The sequence below is a fragment of the Agarivorans sp. 2_MG-2023 genome (assembly GCF_030548085.1).
In the GTDB taxonomy this organism is placed as follows: Bacteria; Pseudomonadota; Gammaproteobacteria; order Enterobacterales; family Celerinatantimonadaceae; genus Agarivorans.
In genome coordinates this window covers 337,318-358,466 of the sequence record NZ_JAUORQ010000003.1, presented here as the reverse complement: position 1 = coordinate 358,466, position 21,149 = coordinate 337,318, and the positions used below count along the sequence as shown (strand labels likewise).

Annotated in this window: 20 protein-coding genes and 1 pseudogene; 6 read left to right on the top strand and 15 right to left on the bottom strand. The window is 44.2% G+C overall.

The window, feature by feature from the left end:
• The first annotated feature begins 56 nt into the window (after positions 1–56).
• Positions 57–965, top strand: coding sequence for an AraC family transcriptional regulator (locus Q4549_RS06720; protein ID WP_303550445.1), 909 nt, complete (start codon positions 57–59; stop codon positions 963–965).
• 6 nt (positions 966–971) lie between these two features.
• Here the strand turns inward: Q4549_RS06720 and Q4549_RS06715 are convergent, their stop codons facing one another.
• From Q4549_RS06715 to Q4549_RS06690, 6 genes are all read right to left on the bottom strand, one after another.
• Positions 972–1,751 (bottom strand): heme ABC transporter ATP-binding protein, encoded by a 780-nt coding sequence (locus Q4549_RS06715; RefSeq protein WP_303550443.1) that lies wholly within the window; start codon positions 1,749–1,751, stop codon positions 972–974.
• Positions 1,752–1,759: 8 nt separating this feature from the next.
• Positions 1,760–2,824, bottom strand: a complete 1,065-nt coding sequence (locus Q4549_RS06710; RefSeq protein ID WP_303550440.1) for an iron ABC transporter permease — start codon at positions 2,822–2,824, stop codon at positions 1,760–1,762.
• 88 nt (positions 2,825–2,912) lie between these two features.
• Positions 2,913–3,767 (bottom strand): hemin ABC transporter substrate-binding protein, encoded by an 855-nt coding sequence (locus Q4549_RS06705; RefSeq protein WP_303550438.1) that lies wholly within the window; start codon positions 3,765–3,767, stop codon positions 2,913–2,915.
• Entirely contained in the window at positions 3,764–4,183 is a 420-nt protein-coding gene (locus Q4549_RS06700) for a biopolymer transporter ExbD (protein ID WP_303550436.1), read from the bottom strand. The genes Q4549_RS06705 and Q4549_RS06700 overlap by 4 nt, the downstream gene beginning before the upstream one ends.
• Positions 4,180–4,920 (bottom strand): MotA/TolQ/ExbB proton channel family protein, encoded by a 741-nt coding sequence (locus tag Q4549_RS06695; RefSeq protein ID WP_303550433.1) that lies wholly within the window; start codon positions 4,918–4,920, stop codon positions 4,180–4,182. Before Q4549_RS06695 ends, Q4549_RS06700 begins: the two co-directional genes overlap by 4 nt.
• Positions 4,921–4,924: 4 nt before the next feature.
• On the bottom strand, positions 4,925–5,749 hold the full coding sequence (locus Q4549_RS06690; RefSeq protein WP_303550430.1) for an energy transducer TonB: 825 nt from the start codon (positions 5,747–5,749) through the stop codon (positions 4,925–4,927).
• A 183-nt stretch (positions 5,750–5,932) separates the two neighbouring features.
• On the opposite strand from Q4549_RS06690, the gene hutX reads away from it, so the two are divergent.
• Together hutX and Q4549_RS06680 are read left to right on the top strand one after the other, a co-directional pair.
• Positions 5,933–6,448: a heme utilization cystosolic carrier protein HutX gene (gene hutX / locus Q4549_RS06685; RefSeq protein WP_303550427.1), complete on the top strand. Its 516-nt coding sequence runs from the start codon at positions 5,933–5,935 to the stop codon at positions 6,446–6,448.
• A complete protein-coding gene (locus Q4549_RS06680) occupies positions 6,448–6,960 on the top strand; it encodes a pyridoxamine 5'-phosphate oxidase family protein (protein ID WP_137671883.1) in 513 nt (170 codons plus the stop codon). The genes hutX and Q4549_RS06680 overlap by 1 nt, the downstream gene beginning before the upstream one ends.
• Positions 6,961–7,299: 339 nt before the next feature.
• Here Q4549_RS06680 and Q4549_RS06675 read toward each other — a convergent pair.
• The 6 genes and pseudogenes from Q4549_RS06675 to Q4549_RS06650 all read right to left on the bottom strand — a co-directional run.
• Positions 7,300–7,467: pseudogene (locus Q4549_RS06675) on the bottom strand (IS1595 family transposase); the annotation flags it as partial.
• Between the two features lie 448 nt (positions 7,468–7,915).
• Positions 7,916–8,806: a radical SAM/SPASM domain-containing protein gene (locus Q4549_RS06670; RefSeq protein ID WP_303550424.1), complete on the bottom strand. Its 891-nt coding sequence runs from the start codon at positions 8,804–8,806 to the stop codon at positions 7,916–7,918.
• A 558-nt stretch (positions 8,807–9,364) separates the two neighbouring features.
• Positions 9,365–10,333, bottom strand: coding sequence for a radical SAM protein (locus tag Q4549_RS06665; protein WP_303550421.1), 969 nt, complete (start codon positions 10,331–10,333; stop codon positions 9,365–9,367).
• A 7-nt stretch (positions 10,334–10,340) separates the two neighbouring features.
• Complete coding sequence (locus Q4549_RS06660; RefSeq protein ID WP_303550418.1) at positions 10,341–11,753, bottom strand: radical SAM protein; 1,413 nt, start codon at positions 11,751–11,753, stop codon at positions 10,341–10,343.
• The gene (locus Q4549_RS06655) at positions 11,740–12,477 is read right to left on the bottom strand and encodes a hypothetical protein (RefSeq protein ID WP_303550416.1); all 738 of its coding nucleotides are present in this window, start codon (positions 12,475–12,477) and stop codon (positions 11,740–11,742) included. The genes Q4549_RS06660 and Q4549_RS06655 overlap by 14 nt, the downstream gene beginning before the upstream one ends.
• A gap of 51 nt (positions 12,478–12,528) precedes the next feature.
• Complete coding sequence (locus Q4549_RS06650) at positions 12,529–12,783, bottom strand: hypothetical protein (protein WP_303550413.1); 255 nt, start codon at positions 12,781–12,783, stop codon at positions 12,529–12,531.
• Positions 12,784–13,265: 482 nt separating this feature from the next.
• Here Q4549_RS06650 and Q4549_RS06645 point away from each other — a divergent pair, with 482 nt between their 5' ends.
• Positions 13,266–13,583 (top strand): heavy metal-binding domain-containing protein, encoded by a 318-nt coding sequence (locus Q4549_RS06645; RefSeq protein ID WP_303550410.1) that lies wholly within the window; start codon positions 13,266–13,268, stop codon positions 13,581–13,583.
• A 37-nt stretch (positions 13,584–13,620) separates the two neighbouring features.
• On the opposite strand, the gene Q4549_RS06640 is transcribed toward Q4549_RS06645, so the two are convergent.
• Both Q4549_RS06640 and Q4549_RS06635 read right to left on the bottom strand, forming a co-directional pair.
• Positions 13,621–16,725 (bottom strand): efflux RND transporter permease subunit, encoded by a 3,105-nt coding sequence (locus Q4549_RS06640; protein ID WP_303550408.1) that lies wholly within the window; start codon positions 16,723–16,725, stop codon positions 13,621–13,623.
• Complete coding sequence (locus Q4549_RS06635; RefSeq protein ID WP_303550405.1) at positions 16,722–17,846, bottom strand: efflux RND transporter periplasmic adaptor subunit; 1,125 nt, start codon at positions 17,844–17,846, stop codon at positions 16,722–16,724. Before Q4549_RS06635 ends, Q4549_RS06640 begins: the two co-directional genes overlap by 4 nt.
• 236 nt (positions 17,847–18,082) lie before the next feature.
• Between Q4549_RS06635 and Q4549_RS06630 the strand changes: the two genes are divergently transcribed.
• Together Q4549_RS06630 and Q4549_RS06625 are read left to right on the top strand one after the other, a co-directional pair.
• Positions 18,083–18,733 (top strand): phosphotransferase, encoded by a 651-nt coding sequence (locus Q4549_RS06630; RefSeq protein WP_303550402.1) that lies wholly within the window; start codon positions 18,083–18,085, stop codon positions 18,731–18,733.
• A gap of 139 nt (positions 18,734–18,872) precedes the next feature.
• Complete coding sequence (locus Q4549_RS06625) at positions 18,873–19,820, top strand: LysR family transcriptional regulator (protein ID WP_303550399.1); 948 nt, start codon at positions 18,873–18,875, stop codon at positions 19,818–19,820.
• Positions 19,821–19,894: 74 nt separating this feature from the next.
• On the opposite strand, the gene Q4549_RS06620 is transcribed toward Q4549_RS06625, so the two are convergent.
• Positions 19,895–20,902: a zinc-binding alcohol dehydrogenase family protein gene (locus tag Q4549_RS06620; RefSeq protein WP_303550397.1), complete on the bottom strand. Its 1,008-nt coding sequence runs from the start codon at positions 20,900–20,902 to the stop codon at positions 19,895–19,897.
• Positions 20,903–21,149 lie beyond the last annotated feature (247 nt).

The window sequence follows — 21,149 nt, the reverse complement described above, 5'->3', positions numbered from 1 at the left end:
TTAAAGATTATGATGGATATCACATTAATATGCGGCGCTAACCATAAGGAGATGGGATGCCAAACCACAAGACCCACCATCAACTTATTCAACATAGTCACGTATTTGAACGTTTAAATAATGCTCGAGCGGTGCTGCACAATAGCGTTAACTTAGGTGAGCAGCTGGGTTTTGCTCGTTGGTCTAACTGCGACGACCGTACTTCTTACCTAAAGCCTGAGCATCATACCTTGAGTGTTTACTTATCTGGCGGCTACCGCACTAAACGGGTGATTGGTAAACAACAGCTGGCTGGTGGGGCACCTGGAAAACTGTGCTTAATGCCTGCAGGGCACGAGTCTCACTGGCAAGTTGACGGCGAGCTGGGCTTTGTTCATCTGTATTTCAGTGATCTTGATCTAAGCCGAAGTGTGGAGCAAGTGTGGGATAAAGGAGGCAGCCAAATACAGCTGCAAGATAAAACCTTTATCGACGACCACGCAGTAAACAGCCTAATTCAGCAATGGGCCTTAAACCTTAATTGGCAAGATAGCGGCGACCGGCTTGCTTTGGACCAAGTGAGCCAATTGCTGCTTGGTCATATTGTTAAACATTACGTTGATAAAGCACTGCCAAGTTTGGTCATCAAAGGTGGATTAGCGCCCTTTCAATTACAGCGCTGTAAAGACTATATAGAAGCCCACCTAGCCGAAAACATAAGCCTTAATCACCTGGCGCAGTTAGTGGATCTCAGTGACTACCATTTTGCGCGAATGTTTAAACAAAGTAGCGGGCTTAGCCCACATCAATATTTAAGTACACGCCGAGTAGCAACGGCTAAGCGCTTATTGTTAAATGAAGAGTTGAGTTTGGCTGAGATTGCCTATCAAGTAGGGTTTTCTTCGCAGGCGCATTTTAGCGCCCGCTTTAAGCAGCTTACCGGCCTTAGTCCAAAGGCATATCGACTATCCAGACTTGGTAAGTAGCTAGGTTTAAATAATGACCGGAAAGTCTTGTTCTGGATGGCGTAGAATCTGTGCTTGGTAATCAAATACTTGATGAATATTTGCTTGGGTGAGTACTTTTTCTGGCTCGCCATCGGCACACATTTCACCGTGTTTTAGCAACAAAATACGTTGGCAGTAGCGCGACGCTAAGTTGAGGTCGTGCACCACACTAATTACCGTTGCCCCTTGTTGACTCAATTTTGAAGCATGCTCCATAAGCACTTGCTGGTGGCTTAAATCTAAGGCACTGGTGGGCTCGTCGAGCAGCAATATTTGTTGCTCCACTGGGGTAGTCGCCAGCTGCGAGGTGACTCGCGCATAGTGAACTCGCTGTTTCTCGCCTCCAGAAAGCTGCGGGTAGGGCGTATCGCGGTAATGCCAAATATCCATCAGTTCTAATTGCTGCTTAACCACCACTTGCTGCTGTTGATAGCTAAGCTTGCTGTTCAGTAAACCTAGCGCCACGACTTCACTCACGCTAAATGCAAAGCTGAGTTCAGAGCTTTGCGGTAGCACTGCCAAGTGGCGGCTTAGTTCGGGTTTATCCCACGCTTCACGCTGTTGGCCAAGAATATTTATCTCGCCGCCGTGTTGCTTTCTATCACCACAAATCAGTTTAAGTAGCGAGCTTTTACCAGCGCCGTTTGCACCTAACAACGCCGTATGTTGGCCGGCATGAAAGTTCACCGACAAATCACTAAATAGCTGCTTTGAGCCTAAAGATAACTGAATATTACTGAGTTGAATGCTGTTTGAGTTGCTCATACTGTTTCCTAGGCTATCCGTTGGCGTTGCTGCAATAGCAAGAAGATGAAAAACGGTGCGCCAACTAGCGCGGTAACAATGCCTACTGGCAATTCGGCTGGGCTTATCACTAAGCGTGAAATCAGGTCAGCCAGCAATAGCAAGGCTGCTCCCAATAAGGCGCTAAAAGGAATTAAGCGTTGATGGTTCGGCCCCATTAACATGCGAACCAAATGCGGCACCACTAAGCCAACAAAGCCGATTAAACCCGAAACAGAAACGGCTATGCCCACCCCTAAAGCAGTGAAAAAGATCAATTGGCTTTTTAACTGCTGCACTTTAATGCCTAAATGACCTGCTTCGGCTTCGCCCAGTAGTAACGCATTCAAGGCCTTGGCTTTGCGCATAAACACCACACACAAAATAATTAGCGTGACAGAAGCCAGCGCAATGTTGCTCCAGGTTGCGCCGGCTAACGATCCCATTTGCCATAGACTTAAATCTCGTAGCATTTGGTCGTTAGCTAAATAGCTGAGTAGGCCAATACCGGCACCGCTTAAGGCGCCAATGGCAATACCTGCTAATAACATCATTACCACCGAAGTTCCGTTAGGCGTGGTGCCTAAACGGTAAACTAAAATGGTGGTCACAAAGCCGCCGATAAAGGCAAAGAGGGGGATGGCTAGGGCGCTAACAAATTCAGGTAATTGCCAATCTATCAAACCAATTAACACAATGGCCACCGCCGCGCCTGCTGCGCTGCCACTTGATACACCAATAATGCCGGGGTCAGCTAAAGGGTTACGAAATAAGCCCTGCATTACCGCACCACACATGGCCAATATTGCGCCAACAGCAATGCACAGTAAGGTGCGCGGCAAACGAATACCGGTCACAACTAGTTGGTAATGCGCAGGGGCGTCGCTAGCAAACTCAAAAGGTAATAGCGCCACTAAGGCATCGCTCACAGGAATGCTCATTGGCCCTTGGGTAACCGATAGTAAAGCTGTGGCGAGTAACAGTAATAAAGCCGCGGGCATTAGCCAACCGGAAAACACCGAGCCATTGGCTGATTGTGGAGAAAACAAAGACATTAATAAAACCTATTAAAGCACCAGTAGCGGTTAAGCTGCTGGTTAAAATCACTTTTAATTCAAGCTAGCGCTTAAACGAGAAATCTAATTATTGTAAGCGCTGAGTAAGTCGCACCGCTTCATCTATGCTTGCCAAGCCTAAGCCACCCACCAAAGCATGTCCATCAATAGCAAAAATCGCTTTGTTTTTTCCAGCTGGTGTCGCGGCTAGAACGGGGAAACTGCTTAACACGCCATCTACGCCACCTAGCATCTCTAAGCTTCGTTGGCTAAATAACAATAGCTCTGGCTGCATCGATAAAATCGCCTCATCAGACAAGGGTTTATAGCTGTTGATATGTGGCTTGGCTAAGTTTACCGCACCGGCCAGTTCCATAATGCTATTAGCGGTAGTCTCGCTGCCTGCCGCAACTAGCTTTTTGGCGTCATGGCTTAAAAAGAATAAGGTATTGGCAGCCTTTGCTGTTTGAGCTTGCTGTTCTAGCTGGTTTAACTGGCTGTTTAGCTGAGCTTGTAAGTCCTCACCTTGTTGTGGGTGTCCCATTAAATCCGCTAGTTGTTTAATGCGCAGTTGTAGGCTCTCAATGGTAGATTGGCTATTGAGCTTATGCACCGCAATACCGGCTTGTTGCAACTGAGCAATACTGCTATCTGGGCCCATTTCGTCACTACCAATAATGCTGTCTGGTGATAGTGCTAATAGCCCTTCGGCGCTTAATTGGCGGTGATAGCCCACTACCGGCAACGCCATATCGCCTGGTAATTCACTGGTAGAATCTACTGCAATTAGCTGCTGTTGGGCGTTTAAGGCCACAATGATTTCAGTAATATTGGCACCTGCACTTACTACGCGTTGCAGCGGCTCTGCTTGCACGCTAGGGCTGATAAGCAAATTAAGGCCAACAAAGGCAGAAGCTAAAAACGAGGCGTGGCGCTTAATCATGATTCTTTATCCATTAAAATTTGAGTGGTCTCAATGTTCTGTTGCTGTAATAGCTCCAGCATTTTTAATAAGTGCTCTACTGGCACTTGGCGCTCGCTGGCCAAGCTAACAGTGGGTTTATCTTGGTCATTTGTTTGCAGCAGCAGGGCTGCTTCAAACTCTTTAAAGTGTTGATAGCGTTGCTCGCCCAATCCCCAAATAGGATTGCTTTGAAACAAACTTAGTTGAATGCTTGCAGGCTCGGTGGCTAGGCTTGTTTGGCCTTGCTCGGTAGTTGGCAAATCCATATCCATTTGGTAAACCCGCGAGTTGGCGGTGAGTAGCAAAAACACCAATACAATAAAAATAATATCTAGCAAGGCGGTTAAGTCGGGCACCATGCTAAAGCTGTTGTGTTGTTCATCTACGCGGATCATGCAGGCGCTTGCTCTAGGTTAGGTTCAGCTGCTGTAGGGTGAAATGCTGATAAAGTACGTGCATCATCGGCTAGGGTATTCACCCCTTCAATCATCAGGTTTGCTTGGTTAATAATGGTTTCTAGCTCATGAATAATTCGCTCTTTCCACAAACTTAAGCCGTGGGCAAAGGCTAGGGCTGGCACGGTCACTAATAAACCAGCAGCGGTGGTATACATGGCGGTTCCTAAACCTTGCGACAAGGTAGCGGGGTTAACTGCTTGCTCGCTAGTCGCCAAGGCATCAAACATTTCGATTAAACCCAGCACGGTACCGAGCAGGCCAAGTAGTGGGCTAATTAAGGCCAAAATGTGTAAGGCTTTTAAGCCTCGTGCTAGCTTTTGTTGCTGTTGGCGTAACCATACGGCGGCTATTTCTTCGCGCAGGGCTTTGTTTTGATTTTTGTGCACTAGCAATAAGCAAATAGCCTTTCGGGCTAAGCTATTAGAGCTAGAGAAGCATTGTTTGTTGTCTTTCTTGCAGCTGCCTTTCTCGCTAGTTAACAAGTGTGTTGCTTGTTTTAACCAGTCTCGTTTGTGGTTGCTTATGTGGGTATAAGCAAGGCTGACGATTCGCTCAATAATAATGGCGCAGGCCAGCACCGAACAAAATACAATCGGCCAGCGTAAGTCGCCTAGCTGCTCGGCGGTAATAATATTGCTAACAGCGCTTAGCTGGTCGTTAGAGAGGTTTTGCATAGGGTTAACTCAACTTAAATCGAATAGGAATAAGGGCGCGAGAGGCCTGTGCTTGGCCGTCTACCATTAGCGCTTTAAAGCGCCACTTTTTTACCGCTTTAAGGGCGGCTTTATCTAAGCTTTTCACCCCAGAGCTGGCGTTAATTTCTCGTTTGGTTTGTTGGCCTCTAGGGTCAAGCCATACTTCAACCATTACTGTACCTTCTAAACCGCGCTTTTTAGCGAGGCGAGGATATACCGGTGCGGTAGGCGGTTTAGCAAAGCGCGGTTGGCTGTTTAAGCGAGGCTGCTGAGCCAAACCAGAATCCACTTCAACCTTACTGTTTACTTGGCTAGCGGCGGCAGGCGCAGGGTTTAGCTTTTCAGTAACAGGCTCGAGCTTATCATCTGGCTTTGCTGCGAGTTCAAGGGGTTTTGCCAACGTCTTTTTAACTTGTTCCTGTTGCGTCGGTTGGGTTGGAGAGGGCGCTGGTTTAGGGCTTGATTTGGCAATTTGGCTTTCACGTTTACTGTCCTTGGCAACAGGAGGCGCTATTGGTTGTTTTACAGGCGCAGGCTTAAGTGGTTGGGTGTTTACGGTTTCCACTGGCGCTACGGTAGGCTCTGGTTGTACTGCTGGCGCAGGTTCAATAGGAGCCGGTTCTGGCACTAGCTCTTTTGGCTCTGCGGCAGGTGCAGCAACAGCGGGACTAATAGCCACAATACTCAAACTTGGCGCAGCGTTTTGCCCGCCTGCACTTAAGCTTATTTCTCTAGGTTCGGGCTGCTTGTAGATAAAGTAGCCATGAATAGCCGCCGAAATAAGCACGGCCAAACTAAGCTTCCCCATTTTTTGCCCTTACACGGTTAATTCTTAAAAACTGCGCTTAGAATAATGGCAAATAAAAAATAAGTAAATACAAATGATAATGATTTGCATTTGATTTGAGGCTGGGTTAAGGTAATTTCATCTTTAGTTCTTCAGCTTTACGCTGGTGAAGACGCAAGTAGTAACGGTAGATAGGAGAGTTAAATGGCATCAACGCTAGCCGAAGTGGTAGAGCAACATAGCGAAATGAGTGTGGCTCAATTGGCAGAAAAAGCGCAATGCAGTGAAGCCGAAGTGGTAGAGCAACTTCCCCAAGAATGGGCGTGTTGGTTACCTAACGAACAGCTTCAATGGCTAATGTACGACTTACCCAGTTGGGGGCCATTAACCACCATTATTCAAGTGGCAGGCTCGGTATTTGAAATAAAGGATAATTTTCCAAGTGGTAAGCCTGGTCATGGCTATTACAATTTAATGGATAAACAAAGCCACCTACATGGCCACTTAAAGCTTGAAAATATTGCTAGCATTGCCTTAGTCAGTAAGCCTTTGCGCGGTGTAGAAAGCTACTGTTTCCAGTTTTTTGATGATAATGGCGCCACCATATTTAAGATTTACCTAGGCCGAGATCGCAAACGCGTTTTATTGCCGCAGCAGGTAGAGCGTTTTGAATTATTGAAACAGAAAATGGCACTAACGGAACTAGAGAACCAACAGTAATGATTGATAAAAAAGAACGCTTGGCATCACGCCTCGGCCCAGAAATCGCCGAATTTATTGCTAAGCAGCAGAGCATATTAATTGCGTCTATGGGTGAAGATGGTTTTCCACACAGCTCATACTCGCCGTTTATTAGCTACCAAGGCGCGTTTTACATATTAATTAGCGATATATCTAAACATGCTGATTACCTGCGCGCCCATAACAAAGCGGCAGTAATGCTTATTGCCGACGAAGCCGATACCAAGCAAATTTATGCGCGCAAACGCTTAAGTTACGACGTAATAGCTAAGCAAGTCGAAGACGAACCACGTGAGCAAGTATTGGATTTACTCGAGCAGCGCCATGGCGAAATAGTGGGTAACTTACGCCAACTCGCCGATTTTAAATTATTCGCATTAACGCCAGTAAAAGGGCGTTATGTAAAAGGATTTGGTCAAGCCTTTGATATTCAAGGTCTTGATGATGTCGATTTTGTGCACTTGAAGGAAGGGCATAAAAAGCGAGCTTAAGGGCTCGTGGGTTTACACCCGTTGGGGCTTAGCTGCCCTTGTACGTAAGTACTCTCTCCACACTCAGCGCAAGCTGAAACCTTGGGTCTTATTTGACTGTAGCTGCACTAGTATTGGTGCAGCTTTTTTTATTCCGTTTTTGAAGCGCCAAGTAAATGAAGCTAGGTTTCCCTAAGCTAATGGCTAACTTATTTTTGGACAGACGTTTGTTAGAACTATGACTCTATAAGTTGCAGCTTGGATTATTTTTTATAAGGTTGAATGAACCAATAGGGTATGGATTAGTATAACTAAGTCAAACGAAAGCTAACCTTTCGTTACTGTGTGTTTTAACTAACGCTATGTTCCCCTTAACTGTTGCTGAAGACTTAACATCCTGTTTTCGTTAAGCTCTTCAGTGACATCCATATATCAATGCCAACCAAGATAATAATCTAAGTATTTCGTCGCTACTCCGTGAAATCGCTTCATCCATCCCTTCAAGCGGCTGTGATAAGCATTATAATCGGAATAGACAAGTGGATCTCCGTTAACTGCTATATCTGGGGGCTATGGCCTATATAAGTCGGTTACCGGAGGTTCCTAGCACAGAAAAAGAGGTCTGGTTGATCAAGGCAGTGAAGCGGTTAGGCTTTAAGAAAGCCTGTATAGCTTTGGCGAACAAGACTTATCGATCATATAAGGTTACTCCCAAAAGAGAGTATATGATCACACCTAAGATAGATCGTCAAATCGATCTATCTTTTGCTTAAAAAACGTTCGCGATCTCACCCTGGGTAGCTCCCTCAATGAGAAACCGAATATATGCCCGCATCTTAACTTTTAGAAAATTTCATTGTGTAAAATGTGGATTCCATATATGCCATAGGGGGTGGTCTTAATAATAAACCTTCTAATGAAAGTTTCAGTAAAAAAATCTTTAGAACATAATATGTGGTTTAATATTGTGCTTGGGTTATGCATGCAAGTGATTATAGCTGCATTGTTCACAAATTTCAGCAATGTTGTAATTGTGCTCTTTCATGGCTTCCCTATATTTATTGGCATCTGTACTATGCCAAATTTCATTGATTGAAGATATACCTACATTGCCAATAATATGTTTTCTATTCCAATCTGAGGAGCAAAGGATAACATCTCCATTGAATAGAATATAAAGCTTGTAAAAAGGTCTGTCACAAATTCGTTTTTGATTATGTGGATTGATTTTCACATCATTTTCTAATGATACATGTCCACCTCGATTGTTAAACGGTGTAACAATGGGGTGAATTCCAATATTTTCCCAATACTCCTTAGCAGACTTAGTTGCGTTAGGTTTTTTTGACAACTCTACAATGGAGATTATGAGTTTGGTTGGTGATTTTGATAGTGTAAGTAAATGCTGGAAATTCAAAATATTATTAATAGTATCTTCATGTTTTAAACCTGTGATTTCGTTATATCGCCTGCTGTCAACTGATGGCATGTTAACCCATACCTCGTCGATGCCACATTGGGCTAATTTTTCCGCCATTTCTAGTTTTAAATGACTACCGTTAGTGCTTATACTTATTTCTGCATTTGGTAGTTTTTCTCGACTGTATGCAATAAACCTAGGTATTCTGCTGTCTAATAATGGTTCATTCATTAAAAATGGTTTGAATATACGAACTTCATTAACCGCGCAATCATCTACGATTTTTTTATATAGTTCTTCTGTAATTCGACCCTGTGTTATATTGGAAGAAGTTGTTGGGTAAGGGCACATAATACAATTCGCGTTGCATACCGATGTAGTTTGAACTTGGATCTCTATCGGCGATTTTCTTTCAGTTATTGTTCGAAATGGAAGGTTGAGAGACATTGTTGCGTTCCTCAGTAAATGAATTTAATTATATGGACTTTATCGTTATCGAATAAAGTGAGATGGTGCTTATTTCTGTTGCGATAGCAAATTGGCGTAATGTGAAATAGGACTTTATCTAAGTCAGCGTTAAATTCTAATCGGCTTTCGGATTCTTTTTTTTTGTAAATTCAAATCTTTTACTAATGTTGACTGAGGTAAGATTGACTTTGTGAATTGATGAAAATACTTTAAAGTTCGTCTTTGGCGGAACTTTTTTCAATGCGTAGCATATTAGAGTCGTAAGCAAATTCCCGCGAGTATAACCAAGGATTAATGGGCTTATTTGAATAGATTGAACCCTAATGTTGCTTCCACGTATCTCCCACTGAAGGTAAGCTACTAGTTGCTTATCGAGCAAAATACCAACCAAGTAGGAGCCTGCATTTAACTCGTTTAAGAGAGACTTAGTTCTTCGTTGCCGGTCAAACTCTTCCTCAGCTTCCCGAAAGACTGAACTGAGACAAATCTCGTCGAGATTACAGATTCGATCTGACAGCCAATTTTGGTCATACTCCATCATGTTTTCCCAATTATACGAAGCGCCTCAGATACGGGGCCTCCACAAAAATGCCGATTGATAAGATTCCACCATCCAAGAACACAAGAGCCCGAGCCCTTGTTTTTAGAGGGGTTTAGGTAAACTGTTTGTCTACCATCGCACGAGACATAGCGCTCTGATTGAGGACTAGTAGAATTAAGACTAAAGGATGTACCTGGAATTATGAAAATAGACTGAGATGTTCCAGAATGTAGATATTTTTCCCCGATGCCATTTTGAGAGGCTCGTCCACTATCAATCAGCCCCTCCGTAGAATCTACAGCTTCTTTCCAAATGCTGTCGTCAATCCAGTGATATAGGGCATTTCGATGCCATGATAGTCTATTATGTGCAGTATGTATTTTCAGTTTTCCATCGTAGGTTGGATGAGTAAACTTAAGTCTAGAGCTCGCTCCTAAGAAATTACGAACGGCATTAACCAAGAGGTCATTAGGTAACAAATGAGTTAGATCTTCTGAGTACTTTATAGAACTGACTCTTTTCCATGAGTTAGCGTGATGTTCATCAGCTGATAGGTGGATTTCCAAATTATCCCATTGCAAGCCCATAGATTTCATGGCGCTTAGCGTTTCCTCAATACCATCTTCTCCCGATAGGAGAGATACAAAAGGTCGCCCACTTGTCAGGAGTTTTATTGGAACTTCGTTACCAACGTTCTGCCGAATGATTTCAATTAGATGGGGTAATTCTTTATACAAGAAAGTTTCCCCTCCGGATAATTTAATAGATGACAAGCGAGAAGAGTCTACATTCTTCCAAAAATCCTCATGCCAGTCGGCAGGCACCTTACGGCCAAGATATACGTTATGTGACCAGCAATGCTGGCAGTCACCGTCACAACGAGGAAAACAAAAATACACTAGCTCGGATGGTCCGCCTTTAGCCCATTTTTCAAAAAGGTGGCAACTGCTAGATGTAATACTCATAGTATCCTCACCTCCCAAAGCCTACGTTCCATATAAGCCACTCATGAGCCTTTTGGGCAAAATGACAAAAGCCTTTATCCAGGTTCCAAATTGATCCCGTTAGAGTATAAGCATTACGTGGGCACCCACCACCACATGTAGCAAGGGCGGGACAACTCTTGCATTCTTCCATGGTTAAAGGTGAGCGCGTGCTCCATTCCTGAAATTCAGGAACCATATGAGGATCGAAAGATTTATCGTACACTGAACCACCAAATGTTTTGCGTTCACCGATAAACCCTTGGCAAATACCAACTTTAGCATCGGGGCTCACGCTGAACTGTTCTCCACAACCTGTACAATCCGACTTGACTAACATTTTTGTTCGGAAGTTTCTTATACGAGGGCTCATCCGTCTTTCGTAAACACCAGGATGTTTTATCGCGTTGTACTCTTGAGCGCGGACAATAGTATTGGCAAATTCTTTTTCGTATTCAGAATCATATGGAAATTGATTGGGTACGATAGACACATGATTAAAGCCGATTCCCTTCACCTCTAGCTTGTCAGAGAAGAAATCTAACACAGCCTCGAGTCTTGGAATCGTATCTTTAGTCATTACACTAGAAATCGTTGGCCTAACTCCATGCTGTTTAAGTTTTTCTATACCTCGCATTGCTGCGCCAAATGAACCCTTCCCTTTCCTAGTTTTACGGTACTTATCGTGTACCTCTTCTGGACCATCAATAGAAACTGCTACATGTACGTCATGCTGTTTTAGCACGGATGCGATGTTATCAGTAATAAGAGTGCCATTTGTTATTATGATAACATTAGTTCTGTTGTCTAATTTTCCATCTGATTTTAGTTTTTTAATTTCTTCAAGAGTGGCTTTAGCAGCAGGCCAATTTAGCAAAGGTTCACCTCCATATAATACTATTGAAGGTGGTTTTGAAAAAACATTATTTGAAATTATACGACCAAAGAACCGTACGGATTCTTTGGCGGTATTGATTGACATTCTTCCCCTATCATTACTTCCTGTGTACTGGCCTTCTACGAAGCAGTATTTACACTTTAAGTTACATGATTCTGTTAAGTGCATGACCATTACACGAATTCGAGGCCCATTAAATATTGAGTTATTTACTAGGTTAAGATGTGATAGTTCATCATATTCTTGTGGGACTATTATACCAAGGTTACAAATGTTGGTTATCAGATTAGATATTTCCTCGACTTTGTTTGCTGGCGCTTTTTGCAAGATTTCATTTACAATCACCCCATCTAAATTATTAACGAAAGTTAGAAGTGAGCTGTCAAAATATATCCTGTCCATCGTAAGAGAGTTATAAGCGCATGCGTGCTCATTCCTCTCAAAATAGTGACCGAAAGTAGAACGTCGGAGCTTTGTTTTTAGGTGATTTTTAATTTCGAACATTGCTGCTTCCCATTTGATATTCGGTTATCAAAGATCTGACATGAACGAGAATTGCCTCGCGCTTCTTGAGCCACGATATCGATGTTCTAGTTGGTGACATTTCATGTTCTATGGTATCAATTAGCTTTTCAGAGACTGCGTAACTAGTGCTTGGTAAAGGAAATGGAAACAAAGATTTGACCTCAGGTAGCGAAAAAATAATTGGTACAAGAGCCTCACTAATTATCCAATCTAAATACGGGTGTGTCTGTGTAGCCGAAGAATTTGTTATTGATTTATAATAAAAAAAATGACTTGTTTCGTGAGCGATCACTATGGAAGCAATGGAAGGTGGGGCGTAGTAAGGTATTATAAATTCCTTTGTGGCAATGCTCCTAGGTGAGATATTAGCTATGCCAACGCCAGCGCTGAATACCGTTTCGTTAGGGAAGCCACATTCAAATAATTCTGAAAGAAAAAGATACCAACTAGCCTCATAATTACTCCACTCACTTGAAAACCGAGAGATCGAAGCGAGAATGTCAGCCTCTATTCGTGGGTATGCTTGTTGCACCGAATCGAAAACACTACGGTAGTCCGAAGGAACAACGGTTTTCAAAAATTGAAACTTATCGGTGATTCTCGCCCAGCGCGTGGAATCTGCGTTGTATAGTATCTGAATTGCTACTGTATCTAAATGGCAATTCCCATGGGTGAAAGCTGTAATTGGAATTGCCATTGCCATATTGCTGCTCTCAAAGGCGATTAATAGAAACAGTTTTCATCTTTTCGGTCATTAGTCGAATGCCGATATCGGGGGGAGATCTGAGGTTGGAACAACCTCGGCTGCTTCACAACAGTATGCAGCAACATCAGAAGCAATAAGAGTGACTGTGCCATCATCCAGTTTCTTAAATACTACATCCATATCCCCTTTGAGTTTCCGGTATTCCTCTAAGGCTGAGATTAACTCATCAAGGGTAGTAACAGCTTCAGAAGTTGGGCCGGTGTCTATCAAGTTACCTAAAGCATCGATTGTCCTTTTTGTCATTTTGTTTCTCCTTGCCACTTTTTAAAACGCCATGTGTTTAAAAAATATAGAAACGGATCTTTAGGCACGCAATCGCTAAACAATCTAGGCTTGATATAGATCAATTACAGCCGGCCCAAAGGAGAAGTTCGCAGGGTATTGTCCGCACCAACTCGTCATGAGCGCCTAGCATCAGTTATACGCTTCCATGGTTGCTTCACAAATTTAGTATGGACTAGTGACCAAACTTTTGTGCAGGAAGCGAATTGTACACAACTTGAATCGACCAGCCTTTGATCTAACTTGAAAAGGGGCAAAAATGAGTTAGGTATTGGAGCTCCACTTCTGCATTACTACTGATGGATGCAACTGCATATTACAAGTTCGTTTATACAGTAAAACTTTGTGAGCTAAATAAAAGGACACTTGGCTGGAAGTAAAGGCGTTTTGTTTTGGGTTATCATGCCAATGAGTAAACAACTAACTCCACCTAAGGAATTAAGATGATCTTTACTACTACAGAATCAATAGCCGGCAAGCCTACCAGCGAAGTATTAGGCGTAGTCACCGGCAGTGTGGTGCAGTCTAAACATATTGGTCGCGACATAATGGCGGGCTTTAAAAGCATTGTTGGTGGTGAAATTCGTGGTTATACCGAGATGCTGAGTGAAGCGAGAGACGTGGCGATTCAACGGATGGTTGAAAGTGCAAAAGAGAAAGGTGCTGATGCGGTGGTGGGTATTCGTTTTACCACCAGTGCCATTATGGATGGGTCTTCTGAAATTATGGTGTTTGGTACAGCGGTTAAGCTAGCGGTATAAGCGCAGCTGGCCGAGCGTACTCGGCCAGGCCGTTTTTTTATGAGTTGAATACCACGGTTTTAGGGGGCAGGGCTAACTGCTCTTTACGGGTGAATACCGCCAGTAACACTGGGATTATCACCAAGGTGACGCCAGTCGCAAACAGCTCGCCAAAGACTAAAGATACCGCCGCAGGCTTTAAGTATTGCGCCTGTTCTGAGCTTTCTAGTAGTAAAGGTAATAAGCCACATACGGTGGTGATAGTGGTAAGGAAAATAGCCCGTAAACGGCTAGTACCTGCCTCTACTAAGGCTTGTTTTAGTGGCATGCCTCCGCGGTAAAATTGGTTGAAACGAGTGATTAATACCAAGGAGTCGTTAACCACAATGCCGGTCATGGCCATCATGCCAAACATCGACAAAATGCTGAGTGGCAGGTTCATAATGCCGTGGCCAAATATGGCGCCAGCAAATCCAAAAGGGATGACCATCATTATTATTAATGGTTGCCAGTAGGATTTAAGTGGCACTGCGAGCAAAACGTATATAGCCAGCAAGGTCATTATCATCGCTTCTTTAAAGCCAGCTTGCACTTCACCGAGTTCTTCAAATTCTCCGCTGGGTTTAATTTTTACACCGGGAAAACGCTGTTCTATTTCGCTAAAACTTGGGGCTATTTTAGCGAGCACTTCTTCGGGCGATTGCACACTGCGGTCTTGTCGCCAGCGTAAATTAACCACTTGTTCGCGGTTAAGTCGGTATAAGATGTCGGGTTGTTGTTGATAATGAAAGCTAGCCACATCGGCCAACATCACTGACTCGCCACTGTCTAAAAATATGTTGGTTTGCAGTAATTGTTGCGGGGTGGTTTTGTGTGCTTCGCCATAGCGCACAACCACTTTGGTTTCTTGGCCTTGTTGTAATAAACGGTGGATCTCTCGTTCGCCAAAAGCACCTCCGGCAAACAAAGCCAACTTACGTTGGGTTAAGCCTAGTTGATGACCAAAATCGTTGAGTTCTATACGTAATTGCTGCCCGCCGCCTCGGCCATCGTCGTAGATATCTTGCACCCCTGCTATGTTATTGAGTTCTTCACGCAATGCCTTGCTGGCCATAATGGCGAGTTCGCGATCACTAGAGCTAATAGCCAAGTATACTCCGCCTGCAGGTTCATCGCCCGCGCTAAATTCGGTGGCGTAAGCGCCTTCTATCTCGCCACTGAGTTCGCGCCAGCGGTTAAGCAATTCATTATTAGGTAGTTGGATAAGTGCTTGCTGGCTTAACTGTATGGTGGCTTCTATTGCGCCGTAACCGTCTGACCAAATGAGCAAATTTTGTATTGGCGCTTGGCTAAGTTGATAGTCATCTTGTAGTTGTTGATTAAGCCTTAAACCTGTTTGCTCTAACTGAGTTAAGGCTTTTTGCTGTAAGGGCAGGGGAGCGCCGTCTTCTAAACTTACATTGGCGCTAATATAGCGGCCAGGAATATCGGGAAATGCTGAGCTACGAATGACCCCAGTAGACCAAAAGCCATAGGCTAAAATCACTAACGACAAAAAGCCGATGAGGGTGGCGGTTTTATGGTTAATGGCACTGCGCAGTACGGGGGCGTAAAGCTTAGCATTAAAGGTAGTTAAACTTGCCTGCGCGGCGTGTTGTAGCTTTGCAAACCAAGAGGTTTTAGCGTTTTTTGGGGCACTGCTTGGGTAGCGAATAGCCGCCAAATGAGCGGGCAAAATCAGCTTACTTTCGATCAGTGAAAACATTAGCGCAAAAATCACTACTGCAGAAAAGCTGGCAAGCAATTTAGCCAGCTCGTTATCTATCCATAACATTGGCGAAAATGCCGCCATGGTGGTGAGTGCGCCAAATACGGTGGCTACTGATACTGACTCTAATCCTCGCCACGCCGCTTTTAGTGGGTTGTTGAGCTTGTCACGTTGTTGGTGAATGCTTTCGCCTACTACTACCGCGTCGTCCACTAAAATGCCTAAGACTAAAATAATGCCAAATAAGGTAATGTCGTTAATGCTGTAGTTCATCACTCCCATGGCGGCGAAGGTGCCGAGCAGCGCAACGGGTATGCCTACCGCTACCCAAAAGGCGACTTTTAGCTCTAAAAATATGCCCAGCAATACCAGTACTATTAACAAACCTTGCCAAGCATTGTGGCTTAGCCGACCTAGCTGGTCTTCAATATAAGGCGCCATATCGGCCATGGTAGACAGCGATATATCGCTGGGCAGTAAGGCCTGCTGCTCGGCCAGTACCTCGCCAATTGCCTCACTAACCGCTAATAAATTGTCTTGCTGGCTAGTGCTTACTAACAGCGCAATAGCCGTTTCTCCGTTGTTGCGCACAATAGAACCGCTAGATTCATAGTCTCGATAAATGTTGGCTACGTCGGCTAAGTTTACGCTGCCCTGTGGCGTAGACAGTATTTCTAGCCGCTTGAGCTGACTGACGTTTTCGGCATACCCGTCACCACGTAAGGTTATGCGACCTGCTGCGCTTTTTAGCTCGCCGCTGCGGGTTTCAATAGACATTGCTTCAATGCGGTTCGACAGTGCTTCAATGCTCAAACCATAGTTTTTAAGTTGGCTTAATTTGGGCTCAATCACCAGTAAAGGTGTGCGGCTGCCCCAATTACTCACCTTGGCAATGTTAGGGTGTTTTTTTAGGGCTAATTCAACTTGGCGAGCAATTGGCTGTAATTGCTTGTCTGGTCGAGGCCCAGAAATAATGATGAACGAGGCTAAGTTGGTAAATTCGTCACGAGTGATTTGTGGGCGTTCGGCTTGTACAGGAAAGTTAGCAATTGCGTTCACTCGGTTACGTACATCTTCAACTAAGCGGTTTAGATCGGTTTCCGAGGTTTTACGAATACGTACTTGAGATACCCCCGCCGACGATTCGCTAACGATTTGTTTAATGCCGCTTAAATCGCTAACCGCTTGTTCTATTCGCTGGGTGACGCTTTGATCAATTTGCTGAGCAGTACCGCCGGGGTAAACCACAGTAACCGCTAAACTCGAAGGGGCAATTTGCGGGAAGGACTCCACCCGTAAGTGTTTTAGTGATAACAGCCCACCCACCACAATTGCCAGCATCAACAAATTGGCGGCAACGGGGTTATGTAAAAACCAACGACTAAGCCATCTCATTGCGCTACCTCCTGCTCAAATTGCGGGGTAACCCGTAAGCCTTGCAGCATGGATTGCAATGGAAACAGCGCGATGACCCGCGCTTGTTTGGGCTGCTGAGTAAACTGCAGCCATACTTGGTTGCCGCTCTCATTCACAATGTTTACCTGCTCTAGCGCGAGTTCGTTATCGGCATTAATACTCCATACTTGGCCGTCTTTAGTAAGGGCGCTAATGGGCAGTTTCACTACGTTCTCTTGAGCCGATAAGGTGACTTCTATATTCACTTGTTGCTCGGGCAATAAACGTGGTGGGTGTTGATAGGGGTTCGCCACACTGAGTACCACTTGGCGCTGGCGAGTAACGGGATCTACCTGCGGTACAATATAACGCACCGTGGCCGGCCAGCGCTGATTTTGCCTATCAACCACGGTTATTTGCGGCGCGCTTAAACTGGCTTGCAAGCGGCGCCAATGTAAATCTGACACCGGCAGCTTTATGTCTATGCTTTCGCTGGACGCGAGATCAAACAGTAATTCTCCTTGCTCAATATGCTGATTAGGGCTGACGTAAGAATGCATAATAATGGCGTTAAATGGCGCGTTTACTTGGCTATCACGTAAACGTTGTTGAGTACTTTTGTAGGCTAATTGGGCTCGCGCTAACTCGGCCTTAGCGGCGGCCAGTTGCGGCTCTTTGCGCGCAAAAGCTGAGCGGTTGTTTTTATCGAGCATGTTCACGGCCACTGTTTGCTCATGTTTTTGTTGCAGATAGTTAAGCTCGGCCTGCTTTATTTGGCTGTTAGCACTGCTTAACTCTGATTGTAAGTGAATCGGATCTAGCTTTAGCAGCTCTTGTTGGTTTGCCACTAAACTGCCAGGTTGAATACGCTTATCTAAACTCACTATTTGGCCGCTAGTTTGCGCTTTAAGTTGGCTAAACCAACGCGCTTGGCTAATCCCGGTAAACACCAAAGTGGGCGAATACTCTTGAGGCGTAACCTTAAGCGCACTTAGCTGCAAATATTGGGCGGGCTTTTCAACATCGGGCACTGCTGCTGGCTCCATCAATACAACGGTGGTTAACGACAGCAGCAATAAGGCTAGCGCTATTAAAATGGGTTTAGCAGCCGATGTTTTCATGGAGTGTCCTTGGCAATAACAGTAAATTTAAAAAGCGAGTGAGTTAACAGATGCTGTCATTATATTGCTGAGAGGCTGTTCAAAAATGTCGCAACTTAGCTGAGGTTTTGTCTTGGCTAAGCTGACAAGTACTGACATAAAGGAGTATGGTGCAGTACAAAGTGGTTTGAATGAGTTGATCAAGCTGCTTATCGCTTAAGACTATGTAAATACTATATAAAATTAAGGAATACACAGTGGATGTGACAAATGCGCTTGGTTGTGTGCTTACTTCAACACTGGGTGAGCTAGAAATAGTGAAGTTTCTTGGTAAGGGGAAGTCTGGCTATTCTTATCTTGCTCAAGGTGGTGAGCAGCAATACGTGGTAAAACTTATGCACAGTGAACCATGTGCCTATTACTCATTTGGTGATGCCAATAAGGTTGAGCTTGAAGTGGCCGCTTACCAAAAATTGGCGAGTGCGGGCATTGCCATTCCTAAGCTTCTTGACGTAAACCTTGAAGGCAATTACTTGGTTAAAGACTACATTGATGGCGATCTTGTCACCGATTTAGTGATTAACGATGCTTTACCATCACGATGTGTAGAGCAGGTGTGCGATATGTTTAAAGCCCTAAAGCCACAGGCATTAAACATCGACTATTTCCCCGATAACTTTGTAATGAGCAATGACACGCTTTATTACGTAGATTACGAATACAATCCTTATGAAGAACAGTGGGATTTAGTTAACTGGGGTTTGTATTACTGGGCAAACCCAAAAGGGATGAAGGCATTTAAAGACACTAAAGATTCGAGCCATATTAATGTGAGTGCCGATTCAGGCCAGCCACTAAAACAAGGGTTTACGACTAAGGTAACTACTTGGGTTGATGCTTATTGTTAGGGGCTTAAATAGAGTCTAAATGTTTAAGGAATAAGGGCGATAGCGATAAGCCACTTAGGTTAAAAATGATGTTTGGGTTTAAGCACTAACTCGCTATGCTTTGTTACACTTGAATCCTTAGCGTTACCAAGGAAAACTAATGTCGATTACTCACCAGCTTTCTTTATTTGTAGATGTGGTGCAGCAGGGCTCTTTTGCTAAGGCTGCCGCATTGCATGATATGGATAACTCGTTGTTGTCGAAGCAGATTAAGCGGCTAGAAACTGAATTAGGTGTACAACTATTAAACCGTTCTACTCGCTCTTTTTCTCTTACTTCTGCGGGTGAAGAAATTCTTGAAAAAGCTCACTTGATGATAGACACCTTGAGCGATATTCAAAATATTGCGGATTCATACCAGTCCCAACCGAAAGGGATTTTGCGGATTGCTGGGCCAATTTTTTTTGGTCAGCAGTACTTGCAGCCCGTAGTCTCGCGTTTTATGAAGCAGTATCCTGAGGTAAAAATAAGCCTATCTTTGGAAGACCGCCGTTCAGATATTATTGCCGATCACTTTGATGTGGCATTTCGAATCGGTAAGTTAAGTTCGTCTAACTTAATTGCCAAAAAAATCGCCAGCACTCATTTTGCTATTGTGGCTTCGCAAGGGTTTATTGAGCAATATGGTTGCCCAGAAACACCTGAGCAATTAGTGGAGTTACCCGCCGTAATTTATAGCAATGGCGAAAGAAGCTTAGATCAGTTTAGAGTGAGTGAAGTGCCTCATGGCGAGCAGTTTAAGTCTTACCGTATGCGCGGTAACTACAAAGTGAGTGATGTTCGAACCATGATCGATGCGGTGCGTGATGGCTTAGGTTATTCGGTGATAGATTTGTTTAATTTAGAAAAAACTATTGCGCAGCTTAAGTTACAGCCTTTGCTCACGAACTATAAAATATCCACCATGGATACCGGCATTTATGCGGTCTATCCGCACCGTAAGCAAACCTTGCTGGTTCGCGAGTTTATTAGTGCGGTACAACAGTACATTGGTACGCCGCCTTTTTGGGTAGACCACTTGCCAAATTACAAGTCACTTTACCAATAAAAGCTAAGTAACAAGCCGCTATTCCCAAGAGCATAGCGGCTTTGTTTATTTTCAAGGCTAGCGCTACATGGGCCTTAAAAATCCTCTAGAACAATTTTCCCTTTGGCTTTTTGACTCTCTAATAGCTGATGGGCTCGGCGTAAATTCTCCGCGTTTATTTTGCCAAAATGCTCGCCCACTGTTGTTTTTATGCTGCCTTGGTCAATCATTGCTGATACCTGATTAAGCAAGTCGTGCTGGGCTTGCATATCGCTGGTGGAAAATAATGAACGGGTAAACATAAGCTCCCAGTGCACCGATATACTTTTGGTTTTAAATGGCACAATGTTGAGTGACTCTGGGTCGTCGATTAAACCAAATTGCCCTTGTGGTTTTAGCACTTTTTCAATTTCTAAGAGGTGCTGTTCGGTATTGTTTAGGCTAACAACGTAGTCCACCTCGCTTAAGTCGAACTGGCTAAACTCTTGGCTTAAAGGATTGCGATGGTTAATCACATGGTCGGCACCAAGATCTTCTAACCATGAAATGGTCTCTGGTCGCGAAGCGGTAGCGATGAGCTGCAATTGTGTAAGCTGTTTGATGAGTTGCACCATGATTGAGCCAACACCACCGGCCGCACCAATCACTAGTATGCTTTTACTGCTGTCATCCTTCGCGACTTTTAAGCGATCAAATAACATCTCCCAAGCGGTGATCGTGGTAAGTGGTAGGGCGGCTGCTTCTCCAAAAGATAGCGAGTTTGGCATACGGCCAACAATGCGTTCGTCTACCAATTGTTGTTCGGCGTTACTGCCTTGGCGCATCAAATCGCCGGCGTACCATACTTTGTCGCCTGGCTTGAACAAGCTCACTTGCTCGCCCACCGCTTTAACAATACCTGTGGCGTCCCAGCCCAATACTTTCCATTGGTTTGCTTCGGCAGGCATATTCAGGCGGATCTTGTAATCAGCAGGGTTTACTGAGATAGCTTTTACCTCAACCAGTAGGTCGTGACCTTGGGCAACTGGCACAGGTAATTCGATGTCTTGCAGAGAGTGAGTATCGTTGATGCTTAGGTTGTGTTGGTAGCCAATTGCTTTCATATTCAAGCCTCGTTGTGAGTGGTGATGAGCAAGTGAGGCTATTATGCGCAGTAGCCTTAAGGGGAAAAAGAGCCAACAAGACCAATCATTATGGAGTGTAACGTCCACAATGGTTTTACATTGCTAGGTTTGCTGAGTTTACCAATATTGAGATAAAGCGTGGTTTGCTACTTTAAAGCACACTCCGCACAAGCTAAGTCTCTACTAAAAAATGTGGGATCTTAGGGAATAAAAAAGGCCACCTAAC